Source organism: Veillonella parvula, from assembly GCF_032550495.1.
GTDB lineage: Bacteria > Bacillota > Negativicutes > Veillonellales > Veillonellaceae > Veillonella > Veillonella parvula_G.
Genome location: NZ_JAWFZJ010000001.1, coordinates 548,987 through 570,597, shown reverse-complemented (window position 1 = coordinate 570,597; position 21,611 = coordinate 548,987). Strand labels below are relative to the sequence as shown.

Here is a 21,611-nt window from a genome sequence, read left to right as displayed (position 1 = left end):
GAGATTACAATGATTGTACGTAAACCAACAAATGGTATCTATGTAGGTACAGTTAAAATCGGCGATTATGCACCGGTAAGTATTCAATCTATGATTACTACGGATCCAGTACATACAGAGAAGGCAATTGCAGAAATTAATCATTTAGCAGAGGCTGGTTGTGAACTGGTTCGTGTCGCCGTTCCTACAATGGCATCTGCAAAGGCTTTAAAGGCTGTTAGAGCGGGCATTTCAATTCCTTTGATCGCCGATATTCACTTTGATTATAGATTAGCTTTAGAAGCTATTGAAAATAATGTTGATGGATTGCGCATTAATCCAGGAAATATTGGTGGTGAAGATAAGGTTTTAGCCGTTATTGAAAAGGCAAAACCTAAACAAATCCCAATTCGCATTGGTGTTAATGCAGGCTCTTTACCAAAGCATATTCTCGATGCTCATGGAGGACATCCTACAGCGGATGGTATGGTTGAAACAGCTTTAGAACACGTAAGAATTTTAGAAAAACTCGATTATCGTCAAATGAAATTATCCATTAAAGCAACGGAAGTACCTCTAATGGTGGAAGCATATCGTAAGTTATCTGATAAGATTCCTTATCCGTTACATTTAGGTGTAACAGAAGCTGGTACTATTAAACAAGGCACTATTAAATCTGCTATGGGGATTGGTGCATTATTGCTCGATGGCATTGGTGATACATTACGGGTATCCTTAACTGGAGATCCAATTCACGAAATTGAAGTAGGTAGAAGTATTTTAAGTAGCTTAGGATTAAGAAATTTTGGGGCCACTATGATATCTTGTCCTACATGTGGTCGTTGCCAAGTAAATTTATTTGATATGGCTGGTATTGTAGAAGAACGTCTAGCATCCATAAAAGCGCCTATTAAGGTTGCCGTTATGGGGTGTGTTGTAAATGGTCCAGGGGAAGCGCGTGAGGCCGACTTTGGTATTGCTGGTGGTGATGGTCAAGGTATTATTTTCCGTAAAGGGAAAGTTATTAAGACTGTACCAGAAGCTGAATTAGTAGATACATTGTTTAGAGAAATTGACCAATATTTAGAAAATTTAGATGAGGAGTCTTTATGTTAGCCACTAAATTATATGCACCTACATTGCGTGAGGTTCCATCTGACGCTGATGTAGTAAGCCAACAGCTTATGCTTCGCGCTGGTTTTATGCGTAAAACTGCAAATGGTTTATATAGTTTTTTACCATTGGGTTGGAAAAGTATTAAAAAGATTGAAGCTATTGTACGTGAAGAAATGGATCGTGCTAGTGCTCAAGAAATTATGATGCCAATTTTACAGCCTGCAGAAATTTGGAAAGAGTCTGGCCGTTGGAACGCATATGGCGCAGAAATGATGCGTATCAATGATCGTCATGATAATGAGTTTTGTCTAGGACCAACACATGAAGAGATGATTACAACCCTCGTTAAAAATGAGATTAACTCATATCGTCAATTACCAGTCAACTTATATCAAATTCAAAGTAAATTCCGTGATGAGCGCCGTCCACGTTATGGCTTGATGCGTAGCCGTGAATTCATTATGAAAGATGCTTATTCTTTTGATGTAGATGAAGCGGGTTTAGATGAATCCTATAAATCTATGTACGATGCATATACACGTATTTTTACACGTTGTGGTCTTACATTCCGCCCAGTAGAGGCTGATAGTGGTGCCATCGGTGGTAGTGGTACGCATGAGTTCATGGCCATTGCTGAAGCTGGTGAAGCAGATATCGTATATTGTACTAAATGCGATTACGCTGCCAATATCGAAATTGGTAAGCCTGGCATCATAAAACAGGATGAAGAAGTTCTTCAAGAGTTATCCGTTGTAGATACTCCTAATGCTAGCACTATTGAAGCTGTTGCGGAAATGCTAAACTTACCACTACATAAAACTATTAAAGCTGTAGTGTTCTCTATTGATGGTAAAGTGGTATTAGCCATCGTTCGTGGCGATCATGAAGTAAATGAAGTTGCCGTACAACATGCCGTACTTGGTTCTGTAGAGCCTGAGATGGCTACATCAGAAGAATTGGAAAAAGTAGGTTTAACAGCTGGCTTTATTAGTCCTGTAGGATTACAACAAACAGATGAATTTGCTATCGTTGTGGATGAATCTGTTATGGAAACTTACAATGTTTGTGGTGGTGCTAATAAAAAAGATGCTCACTATGTTAATATCAATCCAAAACGGGATTTTAATGTAGAAGACATTATTGTTGCTCCAATTCGTTTGATCACGAAGGACGATGTGTGTCCTAAATGTGGTGGCGCTTTAGAACATGCTAAAGGCATTGAAGTGGGTCAAGTATTTAAATTGGGTACAAAGTATTCTGAAGCATTACAAGCTACATTCTTAGATCAAAATGGTCGTCCTAATCCAATGATTATGGGTTGCTATGGTATCGGTGTATCTCGTACACTAGCTGCTGCTATTGAGCAATATCACGATGAAAATGGTATTATTTGGCCACGTTCTATTGCTCCATTTGAAGCAGTTATTGTCCCAATTAATGCAAAAGACGAAGCATTAATGTCTACCAGTCAAACTATTTATACTGCATTACAAAATGCTGGTGTAGATGTATTGTTAGATGATCGTAAAGATCGTGCAGGTGTTAAGTTCAAAGATGCTGATTTGATTGGTTATCCACTTCGCATTACAGTAAGTAAAAATACTCTTGAGAATAACGAAGTAGAAATTCAAATCCGTAAGTCTGGAGAAGCTCTTCCATGTGCTATTGATTCTGTAGCTGATAAAGTAACAGAATTGCTTCAAAACTTATAATAGAATTGCGATTCTAGTGAATGTTCATTAGGGTCGCAATTTTTCTTTCTAAACTTGAATTAATAGATTAAATAAGTCATAATTAAATGATAGAATATTTGGAATGGAGGTGCTATATGCTTGTAGATTTTCATATGCATTCCATCTTTTCAGATGGTGTTGAAACACCTAAAGATCTATTGCAACATGCCATAGACTGTAATGTATCTATGATGGCTTTAACCGATCATGATGAAATAGACGGCATTCAAGCATTGCGTGTTGCTCAAAAAGAGTTAGATCCTAATGAATCTATTAAAATCGTAAATGGCTGTGAATTTAGTGCTGATTATAAAGATAAGTCAATTCATATTTTAGGATATTGTTTTGATGAAAATAATAAAGATTTAATCGATTTTATTACGTTTTTTAAAGGAAAACGTGAAGAACGTATCGATGAAATTATCCGTCGTTGTAACAATGAAGGATATTATATTACAAAAGAAGAGCTCATTAAACAATTTCCTGATACTAAAGCTTATGGTCGCCCACATATTGGTAAACTTTTAATTGATGATGGTTATGCCAAGGATATTAATGATGTATTTAAAGGTATTCTTCGAAAAGATAGTCCTTGCTATGTTCCTAAGGTAAAAGTAGAGGTTCCTTATATTATTGATATTATACATAAAGCTGGAGGACTTGCTGTTATGGCTCATCCTAAATTGGTTACCAGTGATGAATATGTGTTGGAAATGTTAGATTATGATTTTGATGGTATGGAGGTATATCACTCAAAGCATAATGATGATGATGTGGAGCGATATAAAGAATTCGCTAAAAAGCATAAGCTATTTATTACTGGTGGTTCTGATTACCATGGTATTGTAGGCAAGAAACCTGATAGATTTGGTGATTACTTAGTATCTGGTAAGGATGTATCAGAATTTATTAGTTTGTTATAAATGACGAGGTAGGCTATGGAAGTCGTTGCATTTGTTGGTAGTAGTGGCACAGGTAAAAGTCATCGTGCCCTCGTAGTTGCTCATGAAAATAAAATTGAATGTATCATCGATGATGGTATTTTGATTCATGATAATAAAATTGTAGCTGGCTTTTCTGCAAAAAAAGAGTCTAGTCGTTTAAAAGCTGTTCGTCGTGCTATTTTTCAAGACGAAGTACAAGTTAAATCCGTACGAGAACAATTAGATAAGATTAAACCTAATAAGCTTATGATTATCGGCACTTCTGATAATATGGTTAAGAAGATTACTAAAGCTTTAGGCTTACAAGAACCTGATCGATATATTCGTATAGAAGATGTTGCAACACCTAAGGAAATTGAAAAGGCACAACATGCACGTCTTAAAGAGGGTAAACATATAATTCCTGTGCCGACTATGGAATTAAAGTCACACTTTAGGGGGTATTTGATCGATCCAATCAAAACCATGTGGCGCCGCAGGACTTTGAAAAAACAAGATCAAGATACCTTAGGTCAAATTGGTTCTGAAGGATTTGAACGTTCTGTTGTACGTCCTGCTTTTAGCTACTATGGTCGACTCACTTTTGACGATGAAGTAATTATTAAATTGATTAGAAATGGGTTAAAAAAAGTAGCTGGTGTCGATGAGACCAGTATAATTTCTTTTAAAAAAAGCGACAAAGGTCAAAACGGTCTTGTTGTTGATATGGCTGTAGTTATTGAACATGGATATCCTGTTAAACCGTTGATGCAACAGGTACAAAAATCTGTTCGCAATGAAATTGAATATATTACCGGCATGTCTATTGAACGCATGTCTATTAAAGTTAAGAATATTATTGAAACAAAACGTAAGATTGTTAAAGTGTAGGAGTTAGAATGAAGTCTTATTATATTTACACCTATGGTTGTCAAATGAATACTGCCGACTCTGAGCGATTATCGCATCAGCTGGAATCTGTTGGGTATATACCAACAGAGAATGTTGAAACTGCAGATTTAATTCTGCTAAATACTTGTGCAGTGCGTGAAAATGCAGAAACTAAAGTTTATGGGCGTATAGGTGAGCTAAAAAGACTAAAACGTAATAATAAAAACTTGATTATCGCCGTCACAGGATGTATGGCTCAAAAAAATCAAGCAGAAATGTTTAAACGAGCTCCTCATATTGATATTGTATTAGGCACTCATAATATTCAACATATTAACGAGATGATTGAAGAAGTACAACATGGACATACGCATCAAATCAACGTAGATATGGATAACTCTGTATTACCTGAATTAGAGGCAAAACCAAATGGCTCTTTTTATGCATGGGTACCTATTATGAATGGATGTAATAAATTTTGCACCTATTGTATTGTTCCCCATGTACGTGGTAGAGAGATTAGCCGTCCTGTAGAGGCCATTGTTAAAGAGGTTACAGACCTAGGGGTTAAAGGATTTAAAGAGATCACTTTATTGGGGCAAAATGTAAACTCTTATGGCCTAGATTTTAAAGATGGTACAGATTTTGGTACATTAGTTGATGCTCTTGATGGTATTCCTGGTATAGAACGTATTCGCTATATGACAAGTCATCCTCAAGATATGAGTAAGTCTATGATTGATGCTCTTGGTAGGTCATCCAATATTGTGACGCATTTACATTTACCTATTCAATCTGGTTCCAATCGTATTTTAAAGAAAATGAATCGTCATTACACGGTAGAGCATTATAAAGAATTACTTTCTTATTGCCGTGAAAAAATAAAAGATGTGGTGGTGACTACGGATATCATTGTAGGTTTCCCAGGAGAAACTGAGGAAGATTTTCAAGCTACATTACAATTATTAAAAGATGTGCGCTATGACATGGCGTATACGTTTATCTACTCTAAGCGATCTGGAACGCCAGCAGCAACTATGGATGATCAAATTCCAGAAGAGATTAAGCGCGTTCGCTTACAAACATTGATGGATGTACAAAATGAAATCTCTTATGAATTAAATAAACCTATGGAAGGACAAGTATTTGATATTATTGTAGAGGGACCAAGTCCTCGTGATGAAGACATGTGGTTCGGTCGTACATCTGGTAATAAAATGGTTTTATTCCCTAAGGATGACTCCCTAACAATTGGTCAAACTGTACCAGCTCATATCGATAAAGCTCAAACATGGGTTTGTTATGGTAGTATTGTAAAATAAACTATTAGAATCAAAAAGAACTCGTCACTATTATGTTAACTCTAAGGTTAGAATTTTTATCTAAAATTAGTTTGCTAAACATGTGGTGGCGATGTTCTTTTTTACCATAGATGCTGATTAGAAATCATATGTGTTATAATAATAAAATAATATAAAAGTTGTATATTGAAGACATTCATAGGTATGAACACCATTTACATTTTGTATTTTTACAAAGAAGGTGTAACTATGAAACTTGATTTAAACGCTGTAGGCGAAACGGCATTATTGACACTATATGCAAGAGCGAAAGATTATGAGTCAGATCAATCTGTATTAAAGGATCAGAAATCCTGGGATATTTTAAAGCATATTGATTATGATTTTGATCAATTTAAAGATGTTAAGATGTCTTATTATGGAATTTTAGGACGAGCAAAAGTAATCGATGAAGAGATACGAAACTTTATATCTCTATATCCAGATTGTATCGTCGTATCATTAGGTGCCGGTTTAGATACTATGTTTTATCGAGTCGACAACGGTTATATTGATTGGTATAATATCGATTTTGCCGGAGTGATTGAAGCACGTACACAATTTTTTGAGCCTCATGAACGAGTCCATAATTTAGTGAGTTCTATAACTGATGAATTGTGGACTAAAAATATTGAGATAAATGGACGAAAACTACTGCTTGTTAGTGAAGGTGTAGTTATGTATCTTACATTGGATGAAATGAAGCAGTTTTTAGGCTTGCTGACTGATTCTTTTGAAGAGTTTACGTTATATCTTGATATGATTTCTCCATATGTGGCGAAACGCACTAAACAACATGATATGCTTAGTAAAATGAATGTTTCTTTTCAGTGGGGAACTAAGGACGGTCATGAAATTGTAGTTATGAATCCTAAGCTTAAACAGACTGGATTGATTAATTTTACAGGAAGTATGTTGTCCTTAGCACCTATTGTTTATAAATTATTATACCCGTTTATATATTTGTTTAATAATCGTATGGGAATATACGAATATAAGCGGAATCTGTGATATGACTCATAATATATGAGGTGAATATGAGTAAAAAGCAAACACCTATGATGGAGCAGTATTTAGATATTAAATCTAGATACTCTGAAGAATTATTGTTCTTTCGATTAGGTGATTTTTATGAATTATTTAATGAGGATGCTTTAGTCGCATCACGTGAACTTAATATTACCTTAACAGGTCGTCCTACAGGAGATGAGGAACGCACACCGATGTGTGGCGTTCCTTTTCATGCGGCTGAAAGCTACATAGAAACGCTTGTAAAAAAAGGATATAAAGTTGCTATCTGTGAACAACTAGAAGATCCTAAAGCAGTTAAAGGCATTGTTAAGCGCGATGTCATTAAAGTTGTTACTCCTGGTACAGTGATGACAGAAAATGGTAACGATGCACGGTCAAATAACTTTTTATCATTATTTTATATGGTAAAAGATACGTGGATTCTTGTGTTTTCTGATGTATCTACAGGGGAAGTTATTTGGCACCGCATTACTGATTGTGAAAAACGCAGTGATATGTACGATGCACTCAGCATGTATAGACCAAGTGAAATCATATTGCCTGAAGGAACGATATTACCGCAAGATATTCAGGATTTTATTGAAAATCAATTTAGTAATGTCGTATTTTCTCCTTTTTCTACATACTATACACAACGTGAAGTAGCTGAAAAAGCTGTAACTCATTTCGGTGATTTAGGCCTTATGGAAGAGGATGTATGGGAAGCATTAGGTTATATGCTTTTGTACTTAGAGGATATCATTAAATCTGAAATTTCTCATATCAACTATGTACATCAATTAAGTGTAGGTAATCGCCTTATTCTTGATACATCTTCTTTGCGGCACCTTGAAATTACTCATAATTTACGCGATGGTGGACAAAAAGGTACTTTACTGGATGTACTAGATCGTACGTTGACACCAATGGGGGCACGCCTTTTAAAACAATGGCTTGAAAGTCCATTAACTGATATAAATCAAATACAACGTCGTCAAGCAGCCGTTTCAGAACTTATTACACGCGGTGCTGAACGTTCTCATATTCGTAACTTTTTAGATTGTATTTACGATTTTGAACGCATCGTTGGTCGTGTTGAAACCGGATCTGTGTCTCCCAGAGATTTAACGGCTCTTCGTGAGTCATTAGCAGTTCTACCTGATATTAAGAATGTATTAGGTACATGTTCAAGTCTAGCTTTAACATCTATTAATGAGCGCATGCAAGATCATAAAGATATTTATGACTTATTATGTCGAGCTATTGCAGAGCAACCAGCGTTGACATTAAAAGACGGTCGTGTTATTAAAGATGGATTTAATGCTGATTTAGATGAGCTACGTTCTTTAGCGACTAATAGCGAGCAATGGCTCGCCAAGATGGAAGCGGATATTAAAGAAGCTACAGGGCTTTCAAAAATTAAGACTGGTTATAATAAAGTGTTTGGCTACTATTTCGAGGTATCCCATAGTAAATCAGAACAAGTACCAGACTATTTCATACGAAAACAAACCCTGGCCAATGCTGAACGCTATATTACGCCTGAGTTAAAAGAATTTGAAATTAAAATTCTCAGTGCGAAAGATAAAATCATCGCGTTGGAACACGAACTATATCAACAATTACGCAATGACATTAAACTCGTTATCAAAGATGTGCAAGAAACGGCACGTGCTCTTGCAGACCTTGATGTATTGTGCTCTCTTGCTTTGGTTGCTTATGAAGAAAATTATATTTGTCCAACTATTGTAATGAATGGTCAAATCAATATTCGTGATGGTCGTCATCCAGTTATTGAAAAGTTTTTAAAACGTGAGGTATTTGTACCAAATGATATCGTTCTAAATCATGATGATGAAGAATTTTTACTCATTACAGGCCCTAATATGGCAGGTAAATCTACTTACATGCGTCAAGTGGCTATCTTAATGATTATGGCACAGATTGGTTCCTTTATCCCTGCTCGTGAAGCGTCTATCTCACCTGTGGATCGTATTTTTACACGTGTCGGTGCTAGCGACGATATTTCTACTGGTCAAAGCACGTTCATGGTAGAAATGAAAGAGGTAGCGTATATTTTAGAAAATGCTACCCATAATAGTTTAATTATTCTCGATGAAATTGGTCGGGGTACGAGTACCTTTGATGGTTTGAGTATCGCACAAGCCGTAGTGGAACATATTTGTAAGCACATTCATAGCAAGACTTTATTTGCAACGCACTACCATGAATTGATTTGCTTAGAAGAAAGCTATAGTAAATTAAAAAATTATACCGTTGCAGTTAAAGAAAAAGGGAAAGATGTTGCTTTCTTGCGTCGTATCATTAAAGGTGGTGCAGATCGCAGTTATGGTATCCATGTTGCCAGACTGGCGGGCCTACCTAACGCTGTATTAAAACGAGCTGAAGTGATTTTAGAATCCTTGGAAGATCAAAGTCATGATGCAAGTGACTTAAATAATCGAGTTATGGGTGCTCAACTTACTAATGTGGCAAAACCAGCGGTTAAGCAAGTTAGTGATTCTCCACTAGGCAATTTATTTACCCATTCCGTAGTAGATAGCTTACTGGAAGTCGATGTAATGAGTATGACTCCAATTGAAGCATTAAATAAATTATATGAACTACAAGAGGAAGCTCGTAAAGGAGGCGGGAAATAATGGCAACCATTCACGTATTGGATGAAACGACAATCAATAAGATAGCTGCCGGTGAAGTCGTTGAACGTCCCGCATCAGTTATTAAAGAGCTCATTGAAAACTCTATTGATGCGTCTGCCACTAATATTGAGGTTGAAATTGGTGAAGGCGGTGTGGCCTATATGCGGATTACTGATAATGGTATCGGTATGACGGAGGAAGATGCTCGCTTGGCGATTCTACGTCATGCAACCTCTAAAATTCAACAAGTAGAGGACCTCTTTGATATTGCGTCCCTAGGCTTCCGTGGGGAGGCCTTGGCTAGTATTGCCTCTGTATCTCATTTCTCTTTGACTACTCGTAAAGCAGACTCTTATTTGGGGACTCGTATTACTGTTGATGGCGGCACCTTTACCGATTGCATTCCTTATGGTGCGGCACCTGGTACAACTATCGAAATTAAAGATTTATTTTATAATACACCGGCTCGTCGTAAATTCTTAAAAACGGAGCGTACAGAAGCCTCTAAAATTCAAGATATTGTAGGGAAATTAGCTCTAAGTAATCCACATATTTCTTTTAAGCTTATCATCGATGATCGGGTAGCTATTATCACACCAGGAAATGGCGATATTAGTGATACTGTAGCTGCGCTATATGGATATAAAACCAAAGAAGATATTTTTACTGTTGCCTATGAAAGTGATTCTATCTATATCGATGGCGTAGTGAGTAAGCCCACACTTCTTAAAAGTACAAGGATATGGCAGACCATTATCGTCAATAATCGCGTGATTTCTGATAAAACCATAATGAAGGCTATCGATAATGCATACCATGCACTATTGCCGAAAAATGGTCATCCTTTAGTGGTACTAAATATTACTGTGCCTGCGAGAATGGTTGATATAAACGTACATCCTCGCAAGAGTGAAGTTAAATTCTCAGATGATAAGATTATATTTAAAGCCGTATATCACGGTATCTTAAATGCTTTAAATAATCCACTCCATGAGAGATACGAACGAGAGTCATCATCTTATATGACGGGTACAGTTGCTAACATATCCGATAAATATGGTAATGATATTGCTAGTAATAGTGATATTAAGAATTTTAGTTCTAATAGTACATTCTTAGCTGGTAATACTACTTATGATTCTTATCAAGCACCTACTGTTGTACACGATTCGATGCAGTCAGCTGAACATATAGCAACAGCTATAGATTATGATAAGGTTTTTGGTGGACGCCGTACAAAAGGCTATGAAGTCATGCGCGGTGAAACTTCGCAGTTTGTGGAAAATCTTAAAACAAAGGGGTATACACCACCTGCACCTAAGGCTACTTATGAACAATCCTCTTTTGTAGATGAAAGTTTTGAAGCTGTTCCTACTGCATACACTAGTTATACTTCGGAAGATGTAGAGAAGTTTAAATCCTTGTCTCACGATATTCGTAACGAAGAGATAGAAGAACGTACAATTCAAAACTCGGGCTTTTTACCAATGGGTCAAGTTGCATCTTGTTATATATTAGCTAAAAAAGGTGATGATCTATATATCATAGATCAACATGCTGCACATGAGCGTGTGCGTTATGATAAGTTGTGTAAGTCTTCTGAATCGATTCCTATGCAATCTATTTTGGTTCCTCAGTATAGTGAGGCCACAAATGATGAAATGAATTTAGTAGAGGAAGAACGAGAAACATTACTTGATCTTGGCTTTGATGTAGAGTTAGGTGGTCCTACTAAGATAAAATTAGTAGGGGCTCCAGTAGATTTAGTAGAGTCAAAAGCATTTGAAATTCTGCAATATATATTCTCTTACTTACATGATCATCAACAGCCTACTAAGGCCCAATTACGACATGAAATGTTAGCTTATGCATCTTGTAGAGGGGCCATCAAGGCAGGTCATAATTTAAATATGTATCAAATGACTACCTTAATTGAGGACTTATTTAGTACCGAAAAACCATATGTATGTCCTCATGGTCGTCCTACGATTATCAAATTTACACCTGATGAATTAGGTAAATTATTCTTACGGTCTTAATATGAATATATTAACTACAGCTCAAAAATCTAATGAGGCCATTCAAGAGGAAGCCAAAGCTTTGGCTTCCTCTATGCATATGGCCTATATAAAAAGAGGAAAATTATCTATACCAGCATTATTTAATGCTCATCCATGTGATTTTATTGCTGTTCTTTCTGGTAATGGCTTAACTATTCATTTTCCTGATAATCAGCAACATAGCTTTCATTTATCCATGGCTCAATTACGTATACTACGTTTGCAACGTGGAGAAGGAGATCATTTAATTAATGCTGTTCAGACAATACTAAGTACTAATGAAATAACTGATAAAGAAGAATTTTCGTTTCTTGATTGTACAATTGGTCTTGGTAGTGACAGTATCGTCATGAGCTATGCTTTTCCTCAGGCTAAAATAAAAGGTCTAGAAGGTTCTCTATCTATATGGCTTGCCACATCTTATGGTTTAGCTCATTATTCGCATAATGTGAAAAGTGTGACGGACGCATTACGTCGTATTGAGGTAAGTTATGATACCTTTGAAAACTATGTACCTAATCTACCAGATGAAAGTATAGATATTATTTATTTTGATCCTATGTTTGAGGTCCCTGTAGAGGATAGTCCTCAATTTAAACCACTTCGTGGACATACTGTGGAAAGTCGTATTGATGATAAAATTATGGAGGAAGCTATGCGTGTTGCCTCTTATGGTGTTATTATTAAAGAACGACCATTTAGTTCTGTCTTTCAGAAATATCCACCTCACCAATGGGTAGGGGGAAAATATAGCCGTATAGGTTATGGAGTATATATGAAGGAGTTATTGTGAATCCCTTAATTACCATCGTTGGACCTACTGCGGTAGGCAAAACAGATCTTACCTTGGACTTAGCAGAACATCTGCATGCTGAGGTTATTTCTGGTGATGCTTATCAGGTTTATAAACAACTCAATATTGGTACCGCTAAACCATCGGTGGATGAACTTAATCGGGTGAAACATCATCTCATCGATATACTGGATCCAAATGATTCATATTCGGTATCTATTTTTCAAGATCAAGCTAAAGAAATAATTGCAAGATTAAAAGATAGAAATATTCTTCCTATTCTGTCTGGTGGTACAGGACTGTATGTCCAATCATTATTGGAGAACTACAACTTTAATGATGTTAAACCTGACGAATATTTGCGAGCAGAACTCGATGAGCTCTATAGTACAAAAGGTATTGAAGGCTTACGAGACTATGCTTTCACATTAGGTAAAGAGCATAATATAGAGATACAATATAGCGACAAACATCGTTTGTATCGAGCTATTGAGATATTGCATCATGGTGATGTAGATTCGTTGCGAAATCAGACAAAAGATGGTGTATCCTATAAAGGTTCTGTTATCGGTCTCATGAGAGATCGTGATAAATTATATGAACGCATCAATTTACGCGTTGATATGATGTTTGATGCAGGTTTGATTGAAGAGGTGGAACAACTCATAAAATCTGGAGTGAATCCAGATTGCCAAGCTTTTAAAGGTATTGGCTATAAAGAGGTTGTAGACTATATAAATGACAATATAACATTAGATGAGTGTCGTGACTTAATTAAGAAGAATACACGTCACTTTGCTAAGCGCCAAATTACATGGTATAAACGTATGCCATATATAGAATGGATACATATTGATAGCAATACATCTAAAGATTTTATATTTAATAAAGCTATGGATTTAATCCGTAGAGAAGGATTAGCATGACATTAGAAGAAATACGCAGTAAAGCCCTAGAAATGGCTGAACCAGAATTTAAGAAATTTGAACCTATTGCATTGGCCAATACAAAAAAAGTATTAGAAGCCTTTAAGGAATGCCAAGTATCTGATTATCATTTCACTGGTACTACTGGTTATGGATATAACGACGTAGGGCGTGAAAAATTAGATGAAGTATTTGCCTATGTATTTAAAGGTGAAAAGGCTATCGTTCGTCCTCATTTTGTTTCTGGTACACATGCGTTAGCTACTACATTAATTTCTTTGATGGGAAATGGCTCTAAAGGGACAGAGTTTATCTATGCCGTAGGGGCTCCTTATGATACAATGCAATCCGTTATCGGTGCCGCTCGTGAAGTACGTGGTTCTTTAGTAGAAAAAGGCTTTACCTATACTGAGGTTCCATTGAAAGATAATACCTATGATGTTGAAGCTATTGCTAACGCTGTTAACGATAATACGCGGGTAGTAGTGATTCAACGGTCTCGAGGCTATAGCACACGTGAACCTTTATCTATTGCAGATGTTAAGGTTATTGTAGATGCTGTAAAAGCTAAAAACTCTAAAACGATTTGTTTCGTAGATAATTGTTACGGTGAATTTACAGAGCTGCAAGAACCATTAGAAGCTGGTGCTGATATTATGGCTGGCTCTCTCATTAAAAATGCAGGTGGCGGTTTAGCACCAACTGGTGGTTATATTGTTGGTAGAGAAAACCTTGTAGAGGATGCAGCGTATCAATTGACAGCTCCTGGACTTGGCGATCATATGGGTTCATATGCTCCTGGTTATCGCTTGTTCTTCCAAGGTTTATTTATGGCACCTCACGTAGTATTACAAGCTCTTAAAGGTGCTGTATATACGGCTGCTGTAGGTGAGTTACTAGGTTATGATGTATTCCCTAAGGTAAATGCTGATCGCTATGATTTGATTCAAGCCATTAATCTGAAAAATGGGGAAGAAATGGAGCATTTCTGTGTAGGTATGCAAGCCTATTCTCCTGTAGATGCTCACGTACATCCTATTCCTGGGGATATGCCTGGGTACGAAGATAAAATCATCATGGCTGGTGGTACCTTTGTACAAGGTTCCTCTATTGAACTCAGTGCCGATGGTCCTATACGTCCACCATATACAATTTTCATGCAGGGTGGCCTAGTGTTTGAACATTCCATGCTTGGTATATTAGGAGCTGCTGAAGAACTATTAAAACATAGATAATGTTTAGAATCTCTTTCTTTTGTGAAAGGGATTCTTTTTATTTCAAATCTTTTCAATATACCTATTTCTAGGCTATAATATAAGTTGCTATAATTTTATAGCAATACTACTCGGACTTTTACACCGAACTAGTGTTTTACACGTCAGGCTTTCACCCTGATTAGTTTTATGATCAAGAGATCATTAAAAGGAGAAAGTATGGAAAAAGTTATCGCTGTAGCTATGAGTGGCGGCGTAGACAGTTCTTTAACTGCTGCAATGCTATTAAAACAAGGCTATAAAGTATTTGGTATTACCCTATGGTTATGGGTGAGTGGTACGCCCTATGATGAGGTGCCTCTTGCCGTAACTGATGCTAAGAAGATGTGTGATTTTCTTGGTATCGAGCATCATGTTATCGATGCTCGTGATGTATTCTACGAAAACGTAGTAGATTACTTTGTAAAAGAATATGCCTATGGTCGTACGCCAAATCCTTGTGTATTTTGTAACAAGAACATCAAGTTTGACTTGATGCTCAATCGTGCTCTTGAATTAGGTGCCACACATATGGTAACTGGTCATTATGCACAAGTAAATTATAATGAAGAAACAGGTCTATATGAGTTACATAAAGGTGTTGATCCTACAAAAGACCAAAGTTATGTTATGTACAATATGAACCAACGTATTTTGAGTCATCTTATGTTTCCATTAGGTGGTCAATGTAAGACTGAAACACGTAAATTAGCTGCTGAATATGATTTGCCAGTCGCTAAAAAACCAGATAGCGTAGATATTTGTTTCTTGCCTCATGGGAATTATCAAAAGCTAGTGGTAGAAGAAATGAAGGGTAAGCCAGAGTCTGGTAATATCGTTACCGAAGATGGTGAGGTATTAGGTAAGCACAACGGCTTATTTAATTATACGATTGGTCAACGTAAAGGCCTTGGTATTGCTTATAAACACCCTTTATATGTTATTGGATTTAATGGGGATCGTAATGAGGTCATCGTGGGTCCTAATGAACGTCTCTTTACAAATCGTATGATTTGTAAGTTCTATAACTTCTTAGATGATACAATTCATAAGGAATTGAAGGCAGAAGGAAAAATTCGCTATGCAGCTAACCCTTCTCCTTGCACAGCACGTATTTTAGATGACGATACAATGGAGGTTATTTTTGAAGAACCACAACGGGCTATTACCCCAGGTCAGTCTGTAGCCTTTTATAATGGCACTCAATTATTGGGAGGTGCTGTTATCGATCGCGTATGTTAGAAAGGAGAATGCAAGTTCTTTGAACTTGTTTACATAGTATGTCAACGAAAAAGATTCGAAACTTCTGTATTATAGCTCATATCGACCATGGTAAATCAACCATCGCTGATAGATTAATTGAATATACTGGTACATTACAAAAACGTGAAATGGAGGCTCAAGTTTTGGACTCCATGGACCTTGAACGTGAACGCGGCATTACTATTAAAGCGCAATCTGTTCGTATTTTGTATAAAGCGCAAGACGGTGAAGAATATATTTTGAATCTCATCGATACTCCAGGCCACGTCGATTTCAGCTATGAAGTATCTCGTTCTCTTGCAGCCTGTGAAGGGGCATTACTCGTAGTCGATGCTGCACAAGGTGTGGAAGCACAAACGTTGGCAAATGTATATCTCGCTTTAGAACATGATCTTGAAATCATTCCTGTTATTAACAAGATTGATTTGCCGTCAGCAGATCCTGATCGCGTTAAACAAGAAATTGAAGATATTATTGGTTTAGACGCATCTGATGCTGTATTATGCTCTGCCAAATCAGGTATCGGTATTCCTGATATTTTAGAAGCTATTGTAAATAAAGTTCCTGCACCACCAGATAAATCTGATGAGCCAACAAGAGCTTTGATTTTTGATAGCCGTTTTGACGCGTATAAAGGTGCTATTGCTTATGTCCGCGTAAAAGAAGGGTCTATAAAAGCAAAAGATACAATTCGCATGATGCATGATAAAAAGGACTTTGATGTTACAGAACTCGGTATTTTTACTCCCAATCTTGTACCTGTGCAAGAATTACAATGTGGCTCAGTAGGTTGTATTGCAGCTAGCATCAAAAATGTAAAAGATTGCCATGTAGGCGATACTGTAACATTAGCTAATAATCCTGCAACTGAGCCATTGCCTGGTTATCGTAAGGCTGTATCTATGGTGTACTGTGGCCTTTACCCAACAGAGTCTAAAGACTATGAAAACCTTCGAGATGCATTAGAAAAGTTACAGCTTAATGATGCTGCCTTAGAATATGAAGCAGAAACATCATTGGCATTGGGCTTTGGTTTCCGTTGTGGGTTTCTCGGCCTTTTGCATATGGACGTAATTCAAGAACGTTTAGAACGTGAATATAATTTGACACTTATTACGACGGCTCCATCTGTAAATTACAAAGTGTACAAAACAAATGGGGAAATGCTCGAAGTCGATAATCCTGCTAAATTACCACCTCCAACGGAAATTGATTACATTGAAGAGCCTTATGTAAAGGCTACAACAATTGTACCTAAAGATTTTGTTGGTACTATTATGGAGTTGTCCCAAGATAAACGCGGTGAATATCAATCTATGGAATATTTGGATGAAACACGAGTATCTGTCGTTTATCACTTGCCATTGAGTGAAATCATTTATGATTACTTTGATAAATTAAAATCCGCTACAAAAGGTTATGCATCCCTTGACTACGAATTGATTGGATATAAACAATCTCCAATGGTTAAGATGGATATTCTCTTAAATGGAGATCCTGTGGATGCATTGTCCATTATTGTACACAAAGACCGTGCAACTGCACGTGGTCGTGCATTAGCTGAGAAATTGAAAGAATTGATTCCTCGTCAAATGTTTGAAATTCCTATTCAAGCGGCGGTAGGTACAAAAATTGTGGCTCGTGAAACTGTAAAAGCTTGGCGTAAGGATGTTTTGGCAAAATGTTACGGTGGCGATATCTCTCGTAAGCGTAAATTACTTGAAAAACAAAAAGCCGGTAAGAAACGTATGAAGTCTGTCGGTTCCGTAGAGATTCCACAAGAAGCATTCATGGCTATTCTCAAGGTTGAGGACTAATAAAATGAAAACAGATTCTGATATTCTGAATCTGTCTACACTGAGGGATATGGGGCTATATGTCCATATCCCTTTTTGTAAACAGAAATGTATGTATTGTGATTTTCCTGCTTACCAAAATTTACAAGATTATTACGAAACCTATGTATATGCTTTAGTTCAAGAAATCGATTTATGGGTCTCTGAACATCCAGAGTCAACATCTAAAGCTATTGATACAATTTATTTTGGTGGAGGTACGCCTACAGAATTATCGATTCAACATCTACAGATGATTCTTGATAAAATCAAAAACACTTTTACAATTACTGACGATTGTCATATGACTATTGAATCGAATCCTGGGGAAGTAAATTTACATTATTTAACGAAATTAGTTAAATTTGGTTTTAATCGTATTAGCTTTGGTGTTCAAACATTTGACGATAAGGCACTTACCATGCTTCATCGCAGTCACAACGGGGAACAGGCAAAACAAGCCGTTTATGATGCTAAAGAGGCGGGCTTTGCTGATATTAATATTGATTTGATTTATGGATTACCAAGACAATCCTTAGACGATATTAAACGTAATTTAGCAGTCGTAGAAGAGTTGCCTATTAATCATATTTCTACTTATGGATTACAAGTAGAAGTGGGGACCTATTTATATCATTTAGTTCAGAAAAATCTTATTTTCATTCCTAGTGAAAGTATAGATGAATCAATGTATGATACAATGATGGCTGGTTTAAAAGAATTGGGTTTTGAACGATATGAGATTTCAAATTTCGCCAAGGCTAATTCCTATAGTCGTCATAATTTAAAATATTGGCACTATATAGATTATTTAGGCTTTGGTGCTGGTGCTCATTCCTTCTATGACGGAGTACGCCGTAGTAATAATCGTAATGTAATGCCCTATATACAATCTGTTGACAGATATATTATGCCTACTATTGATACGGAGACGATTACTTTAGAGCGAGCTCAAGAGGATTTTTCCTTTTTAGCCCTTCGCACTAAATGGGGCCTTGATGAGCAAAAATTCGAAGATAAATTTGGCGTATCTGTCCATGATTTATTTGGTACTGCTTTAGATGATTTAGTTAGTAAAGGTCTATTAGAGTATCAAAATGGAAGTTATCATTTAACCGCTGAAGGTGCCAAGCATGGGAACTATGTATTTAGTCAATTTATTCGTGAGTAATTTCTCACAGTTTCTCAAAATCTAATATGTTAGTATAAATAGGATGATGGTGAATAAGCATGCTAGATTTGAGGAGGAGCGATGAAGACATCTGTAATATTACACGGTTTACATAATGAATTTACTTTAGATCAAATGAAAGCATGCATAGAACTTGCTGAAAAATATGGTGGATCCTTCCGTCATGTTGTAACAGGTATACAAATTACAGGTATTGAAAAAGATGATAAGGAGCAGTTTATTTCTGAATTGCCTGATGGCGTGACCACTGTTATTCATAGAGGTGTTAATTCCTTAATTGCTTGTGTAGGTAAAGGCCATTGTAAAAATGGACAAATGGAAACTAAAGAATTGGCTGATTATGTAGAGAGAAAACATTACGGCCGAAAAACCTCTCACAAGTGCAAAATCGGCATCAGTGGATGTGGACGTAACTGCCCAGATGCAATGGTAAAGGATATTGCCTTTATCGGTACATCTCAAGGTTTTATGTTGGCTGTTGGTGGTAATACAGGCATGAGACCTGAAGCAGGAAAAATTTTAGCAAGAAAACTAACTATTGAGCAATCTAAAAAAGCTGTAGATATTTTGATTGATTGGTATGCTAAATATGGTGAACCTCGTGAACGTATGGGGAAACTGTTAGAGCGTCTTGGCAATCCATTAGAAGGGGTAGAACTATAAATCAATTAGTACATTTTAGTTCTAATTGATTTATAGTTTATAGTCCGTAAATTCTTGGGCCAAAAAAGTATTTTAACTAAGAGTTTATTGACAACTAAATTATTATATATAAACACTTATACTATTTCAGGTTTTAATAATAGAAATTTTATTAGAACTACATATTCTAATCTTTAAATTTTGGGATATGTCATAAATGTAGATAGTATAAGTGTTTTCTTATTGTTGCACTTTGATTTTTTGACTAATTAATCAAAAATATTGATTTGTCTTTTTGACTAAATTGATATTATTTGACTTTTTTGGCATTTTTTAGCTTGACAATTTTTTTTAATATGGTAATATTATACATGCGATTAGCACTCAAAGTTAATGAGTGCTAACAAGAGGTGTCATTATGGATGAAAGAAAACAGCGCATCTTGCGAGTCATAATTGAAGACTATGTTAAGTCCGCAGAACCTGTAGGATCTCGAACGATTGCTAAAAATTATGATCTTGGCATCAGTCCTGCTACGGTGCGGAACGAAATGTCCGATTTAGAGGAATTAGGCTATTTAGAGCAACCTCATACATCGGCTGGACGTATTCCTTCAGCTAAGGGCTATCGCTTATATGTTGATTCTATGCTGAGTCGACAACCTGTTCCATTACAGGATGCTGAAAAAATTGAAATGTTATGGAAGCGTTCCAATGGATCAACGAGTGAACTCTTTCTAAATATGGCTAAACTACTTTCACAGGTAAGTCATAGCATGAGTTTATTCTTAGCACCAGCCCATGATAGAGCATTAATCAAATACATTCATGTATTACCGCTAGATAGTCATCAAGCCATTATGGTAGTTATTACTGAAACAGGAGCACTCGATAATGAGTTGATGTACTTTGGTGAAAGTGTTTCACCAGAGCTTTTACAAAGTCTAGCCATACAATTTAGCAATGCACTACAGAATGTAAGTATTGGTCATGTAACGGCTGAGGCTTTAGGATCTATATTGGTCCATATGGAAGGACCGCAGGGAATTTTATTAATCCTTTCGGAGACATTATTACGAGCTATTAATAAACGTAAGTTGTTCTATTCGGTAGGTACCACAGAGTTGTTAAATCAACCAGAGTTTAAGTCTGTTGAGAAGGTACAACCCTTGCTTTCCTTAGTGGAAGAACAAAATCAATTAGGACAGTTATTAAAAGATGATTCTCCAACACCTGTTAAGGTCAAGATTGGTATTGAGAATGAAACTGAAGCGCTACATTCAATGAGTGTGGTACAAGCTGATTTTACGAATCAAGATCAGCCTATCGGAACTCTTGCTATTCTTGGTCCAACGCGGATGGAATACGGACGTATCATCGGCATGTTGTCCCATATGAAACATATAATGGAAACTATGGTAAAAGAACAAAACAGAAAGGGCAAATAATGGCTGAAGAACAAGACATTAAACAAGAAACAGTGGAGGAAACAGAGGATACTACGAATGTAGAGGAACCAACTGTTGAAAAAACTGAAGAAGCTGTGGCTGATGCTGCTCAAGTGTTAGAAGAACTTAAAGCCGACTTTGATAATCGCTATAAACGGTTACAAGCGGACTTTGAAAATTTCAAACGTCGTACTAACCAGGAAAAAGAGCAACTTGCTGGATATGTAAAAGGGGATGTATTAACGGACCTTCTTCCTGTATTGGATAACTTTGAACGGGCCGTTCAAAGTCCTGCAGAAGGGGAAGCAAAAGTATTCCTCGATGGATTCATTATGATTCATCAAAATTTGATGGCTATGTTATCTAAACATGGTTTAGCTGTTATTGAAGCTATGGGTCAACCATTTGATCCAAATTTCCATCAAGCGATTATGCGTGTACCGTCAGATGAATATGAATCCGATACGGTGTGTGAAGTTTTGCAAACTGGCTATACTGTTGATGGTCGTTGTATACGTCCAGCAATGGTAAAAGTTGTTGAATAGAT

At 36.5% G+C, this 21,611-nt stretch carries 17 protein-coding genes; all 17 read left to right on the top strand.

Annotation, left to right across the window (positions count from 1 at the left end):
• The first annotated feature begins 9 nt into the window (after nucleotides 1-9).
• The 17 genes from ispG (at nucleotide 10) to grpE (ending at nucleotide 21,609) form a co-directional block, all read left to right on the top strand.
• Complete coding sequence (ispG, locus tag E6X37_RS02820) at nucleotides 10-1,095, top strand: flavodoxin-dependent (E)-4-hydroxy-3-methylbut-2-enyl-diphosphate synthase (protein WP_004695704.1); 1,086 nt, start codon at nucleotides 10-12, stop codon at nucleotides 1,093-1,095.
• Nucleotides 1,089-2,807, top strand: a complete 1,719-nt coding sequence (locus E6X37_RS02815) for a proline--tRNA ligase (RefSeq protein ID WP_156697535.1) — start codon at nucleotides 1,089-1,091, stop codon at nucleotides 2,805-2,807. Before ispG ends, E6X37_RS02815 begins: the two co-directional genes overlap by 7 nt.
• 116 nt (nucleotides 2,808-2,923) lie before the next feature.
• On the top strand, nucleotides 2,924-3,751 hold the full coding sequence (locus E6X37_RS02810; RefSeq protein WP_101928248.1) for a PHP domain-containing protein: 828 nt from the start codon (nucleotides 2,924-2,926) through the stop codon (nucleotides 3,749-3,751).
• A 15-nt stretch (nucleotides 3,752-3,766) separates the two neighbouring features.
• A complete protein-coding gene (locus E6X37_RS02805) occupies nucleotides 3,767-4,642 on the top strand; it encodes an Asp23/Gls24 family envelope stress response protein (protein WP_156697536.1) in 876 nt (291 codons plus the stop codon).
• 8 nt (nucleotides 4,643-4,650) lie between these two features.
• Nucleotides 4,651-5,964 (top strand): tRNA (N6-isopentenyl adenosine(37)-C2)-methylthiotransferase MiaB, encoded by a 1,314-nt coding sequence (miaB, locus tag E6X37_RS02800; RefSeq protein WP_156697537.1) that lies wholly within the window; start codon nucleotides 4,651-4,653, stop codon nucleotides 5,962-5,964.
• 228 nt (nucleotides 5,965-6,192) lie between these two features.
• A complete protein-coding gene (locus tag E6X37_RS02795) occupies nucleotides 6,193-6,993 on the top strand; it encodes a class I SAM-dependent methyltransferase (RefSeq protein WP_004697379.1) in 801 nt (266 codons plus the stop codon).
• Between the two features lie 26 nt (nucleotides 6,994-7,019).
• Nucleotides 7,020-9,653 (top strand): DNA mismatch repair protein MutS, encoded by a 2,634-nt coding sequence (gene mutS / locus E6X37_RS02790; protein ID WP_156697538.1) that lies wholly within the window; start codon nucleotides 7,020-7,022, stop codon nucleotides 9,651-9,653.
• Nucleotides 9,653-11,692 (top strand): DNA mismatch repair endonuclease MutL, encoded by a 2,040-nt coding sequence (mutL, locus tag E6X37_RS02785; RefSeq protein WP_156697539.1) that lies wholly within the window; start codon nucleotides 9,653-9,655, stop codon nucleotides 11,690-11,692. The genes mutS and mutL overlap by 1 nt, the downstream gene beginning before the upstream one ends.
• Nucleotide 11,693: 1 nt before the next feature.
• On the top strand, nucleotides 11,694-12,506 hold the full coding sequence (locus E6X37_RS02780; RefSeq protein WP_004695722.1) for a class I SAM-dependent methyltransferase: 813 nt from the start codon (nucleotides 11,694-11,696) through the stop codon (nucleotides 12,504-12,506).
• On the top strand, nucleotides 12,503-13,432 hold the full coding sequence (miaA, locus tag E6X37_RS02775) for a tRNA (adenosine(37)-N6)-dimethylallyltransferase MiaA (RefSeq protein ID WP_004695723.1): 930 nt from the start codon (nucleotides 12,503-12,505) through the stop codon (nucleotides 13,430-13,432). Before E6X37_RS02780 ends, miaA begins: the two co-directional genes overlap by 4 nt.
• Nucleotides 13,429-14,667: a methionine gamma-lyase family protein gene (locus tag E6X37_RS02770; protein ID WP_008713866.1), complete on the top strand. Its 1,239-nt coding sequence runs from the start codon at nucleotides 13,429-13,431 to the stop codon at nucleotides 14,665-14,667. Before miaA ends, E6X37_RS02770 begins: the two co-directional genes overlap by 4 nt.
• Nucleotides 14,668-14,865: 198 nt before the next feature.
• On the top strand, nucleotides 14,866-15,927 hold the full coding sequence (mnmA, locus tag E6X37_RS02765) for a tRNA 2-thiouridine(34) synthase MnmA (protein WP_004695727.1): 1,062 nt from the start codon (nucleotides 14,866-14,868) through the stop codon (nucleotides 15,925-15,927).
• Nucleotides 15,928-15,965: 38 nt separating this feature from the next.
• Nucleotides 15,966-17,765: a translation elongation factor 4 gene (gene lepA / locus E6X37_RS02760; protein WP_156697540.1), complete on the top strand. Its 1,800-nt coding sequence runs from the start codon at nucleotides 15,966-15,968 to the stop codon at nucleotides 17,763-17,765.
• A gap of 4 nt (nucleotides 17,766-17,769) precedes the next feature.
• Nucleotides 17,770-18,954, top strand: a complete 1,185-nt coding sequence (gene hemW / locus E6X37_RS02755; RefSeq protein WP_118091432.1) for a radical SAM family heme chaperone HemW — start codon at nucleotides 17,770-17,772, stop codon at nucleotides 18,952-18,954.
• 81 nt (nucleotides 18,955-19,035) lie between these two features.
• Entirely contained in the window at nucleotides 19,036-19,638 is a 603-nt protein-coding gene (locus E6X37_RS02750; RefSeq protein WP_024061690.1) for a nitrite/sulfite reductase domain-containing protein, read from the top strand.
• Between the two features lie 397 nt (nucleotides 19,639-20,035).
• Entirely contained in the window at nucleotides 20,036-21,064 is a 1,029-nt protein-coding gene (hrcA, locus tag E6X37_RS02745) for a heat-inducible transcriptional repressor HrcA (protein WP_101928258.1), read from the top strand.
• Nucleotides 21,064-21,609: a nucleotide exchange factor GrpE gene (grpE, locus tag E6X37_RS02740; RefSeq protein ID WP_024061688.1), complete on the top strand. Its 546-nt coding sequence runs from the start codon at nucleotides 21,064-21,066 to the stop codon at nucleotides 21,607-21,609. The genes hrcA and grpE overlap by 1 nt, the downstream gene beginning before the upstream one ends.
• Nucleotides 21,610-21,611 lie beyond the last annotated feature (2 nt).

Coding starts and splice junctions, on each gene's coding strand:
- E6X37_RS02770 (WP_008713866.1), top strand. CDS start 13,429: ATGACATTAGAAGAAATACGCAGTAAAGCCCTAGAAATGGCTGAACCA.
- mnmA (WP_004695727.1), top strand. CDS start 14,866: ATGGAAAAAGTTATCGCTGTAGCTATGAGTGGCGGCGTAGACAGTTCT.
- E6X37_RS02750 (WP_024061690.1), top strand. CDS start 19,036: ATGAAGACATCTGTAATATTACACGGTTTACATAATGAATTTACTTTA.
- hrcA (WP_101928258.1), top strand. CDS start 20,036: ATGGATGAAAGAAAACAGCGCATCTTGCGAGTCATAATTGAAGACTAT.
- E6X37_RS02810 (WP_101928248.1), top strand. CDS start 2,924: ATGCTTGTAGATTTTCATATGCATTCCATCTTTTCAGATGGTGTTGAA.
- miaB (WP_156697537.1), top strand. CDS start 4,651: ATGAAGTCTTATTATATTTACACCTATGGTTGTCAAATGAATACTGCC.
- E6X37_RS02795 (WP_004697379.1), top strand. CDS start 6,193: ATGAAACTTGATTTAAACGCTGTAGGCGAAACGGCATTATTGACACTA.
- ispG (WP_004695704.1), top strand. CDS start 10: ATGATTGTACGTAAACCAACAAATGGTATCTATGTAGGTACAGTTAAA.
- lepA (WP_156697540.1), top strand. CDS start 15,966: ATGTCAACGAAAAAGATTCGAAACTTCTGTATTATAGCTCATATCGAC.
- grpE (WP_024061688.1), top strand. CDS start 21,064: ATGGCTGAAGAACAAGACATTAAACAAGAAACAGTGGAGGAAACAGAG.
- E6X37_RS02815 (WP_156697535.1), top strand. CDS start 1,089: ATGTTAGCCACTAAATTATATGCACCTACATTGCGTGAGGTTCCATCT.
- E6X37_RS02780 (WP_004695722.1), top strand. CDS start 11,694: ATGAATATATTAACTACAGCTCAAAAATCTAATGAGGCCATTCAAGAG.
- mutL (WP_156697539.1), top strand. CDS start 9,653: ATGGCAACCATTCACGTATTGGATGAAACGACAATCAATAAGATAGCT.
- hemW (WP_118091432.1), top strand. CDS start 17,770: ATGAAAACAGATTCTGATATTCTGAATCTGTCTACACTGAGGGATATG.
- E6X37_RS02805 (WP_156697536.1), top strand. CDS start 3,767: ATGGAAGTCGTTGCATTTGTTGGTAGTAGTGGCACAGGTAAAAGTCAT.
- mutS (WP_156697538.1), top strand. CDS start 7,020: ATGAGTAAAAAGCAAACACCTATGATGGAGCAGTATTTAGATATTAAA.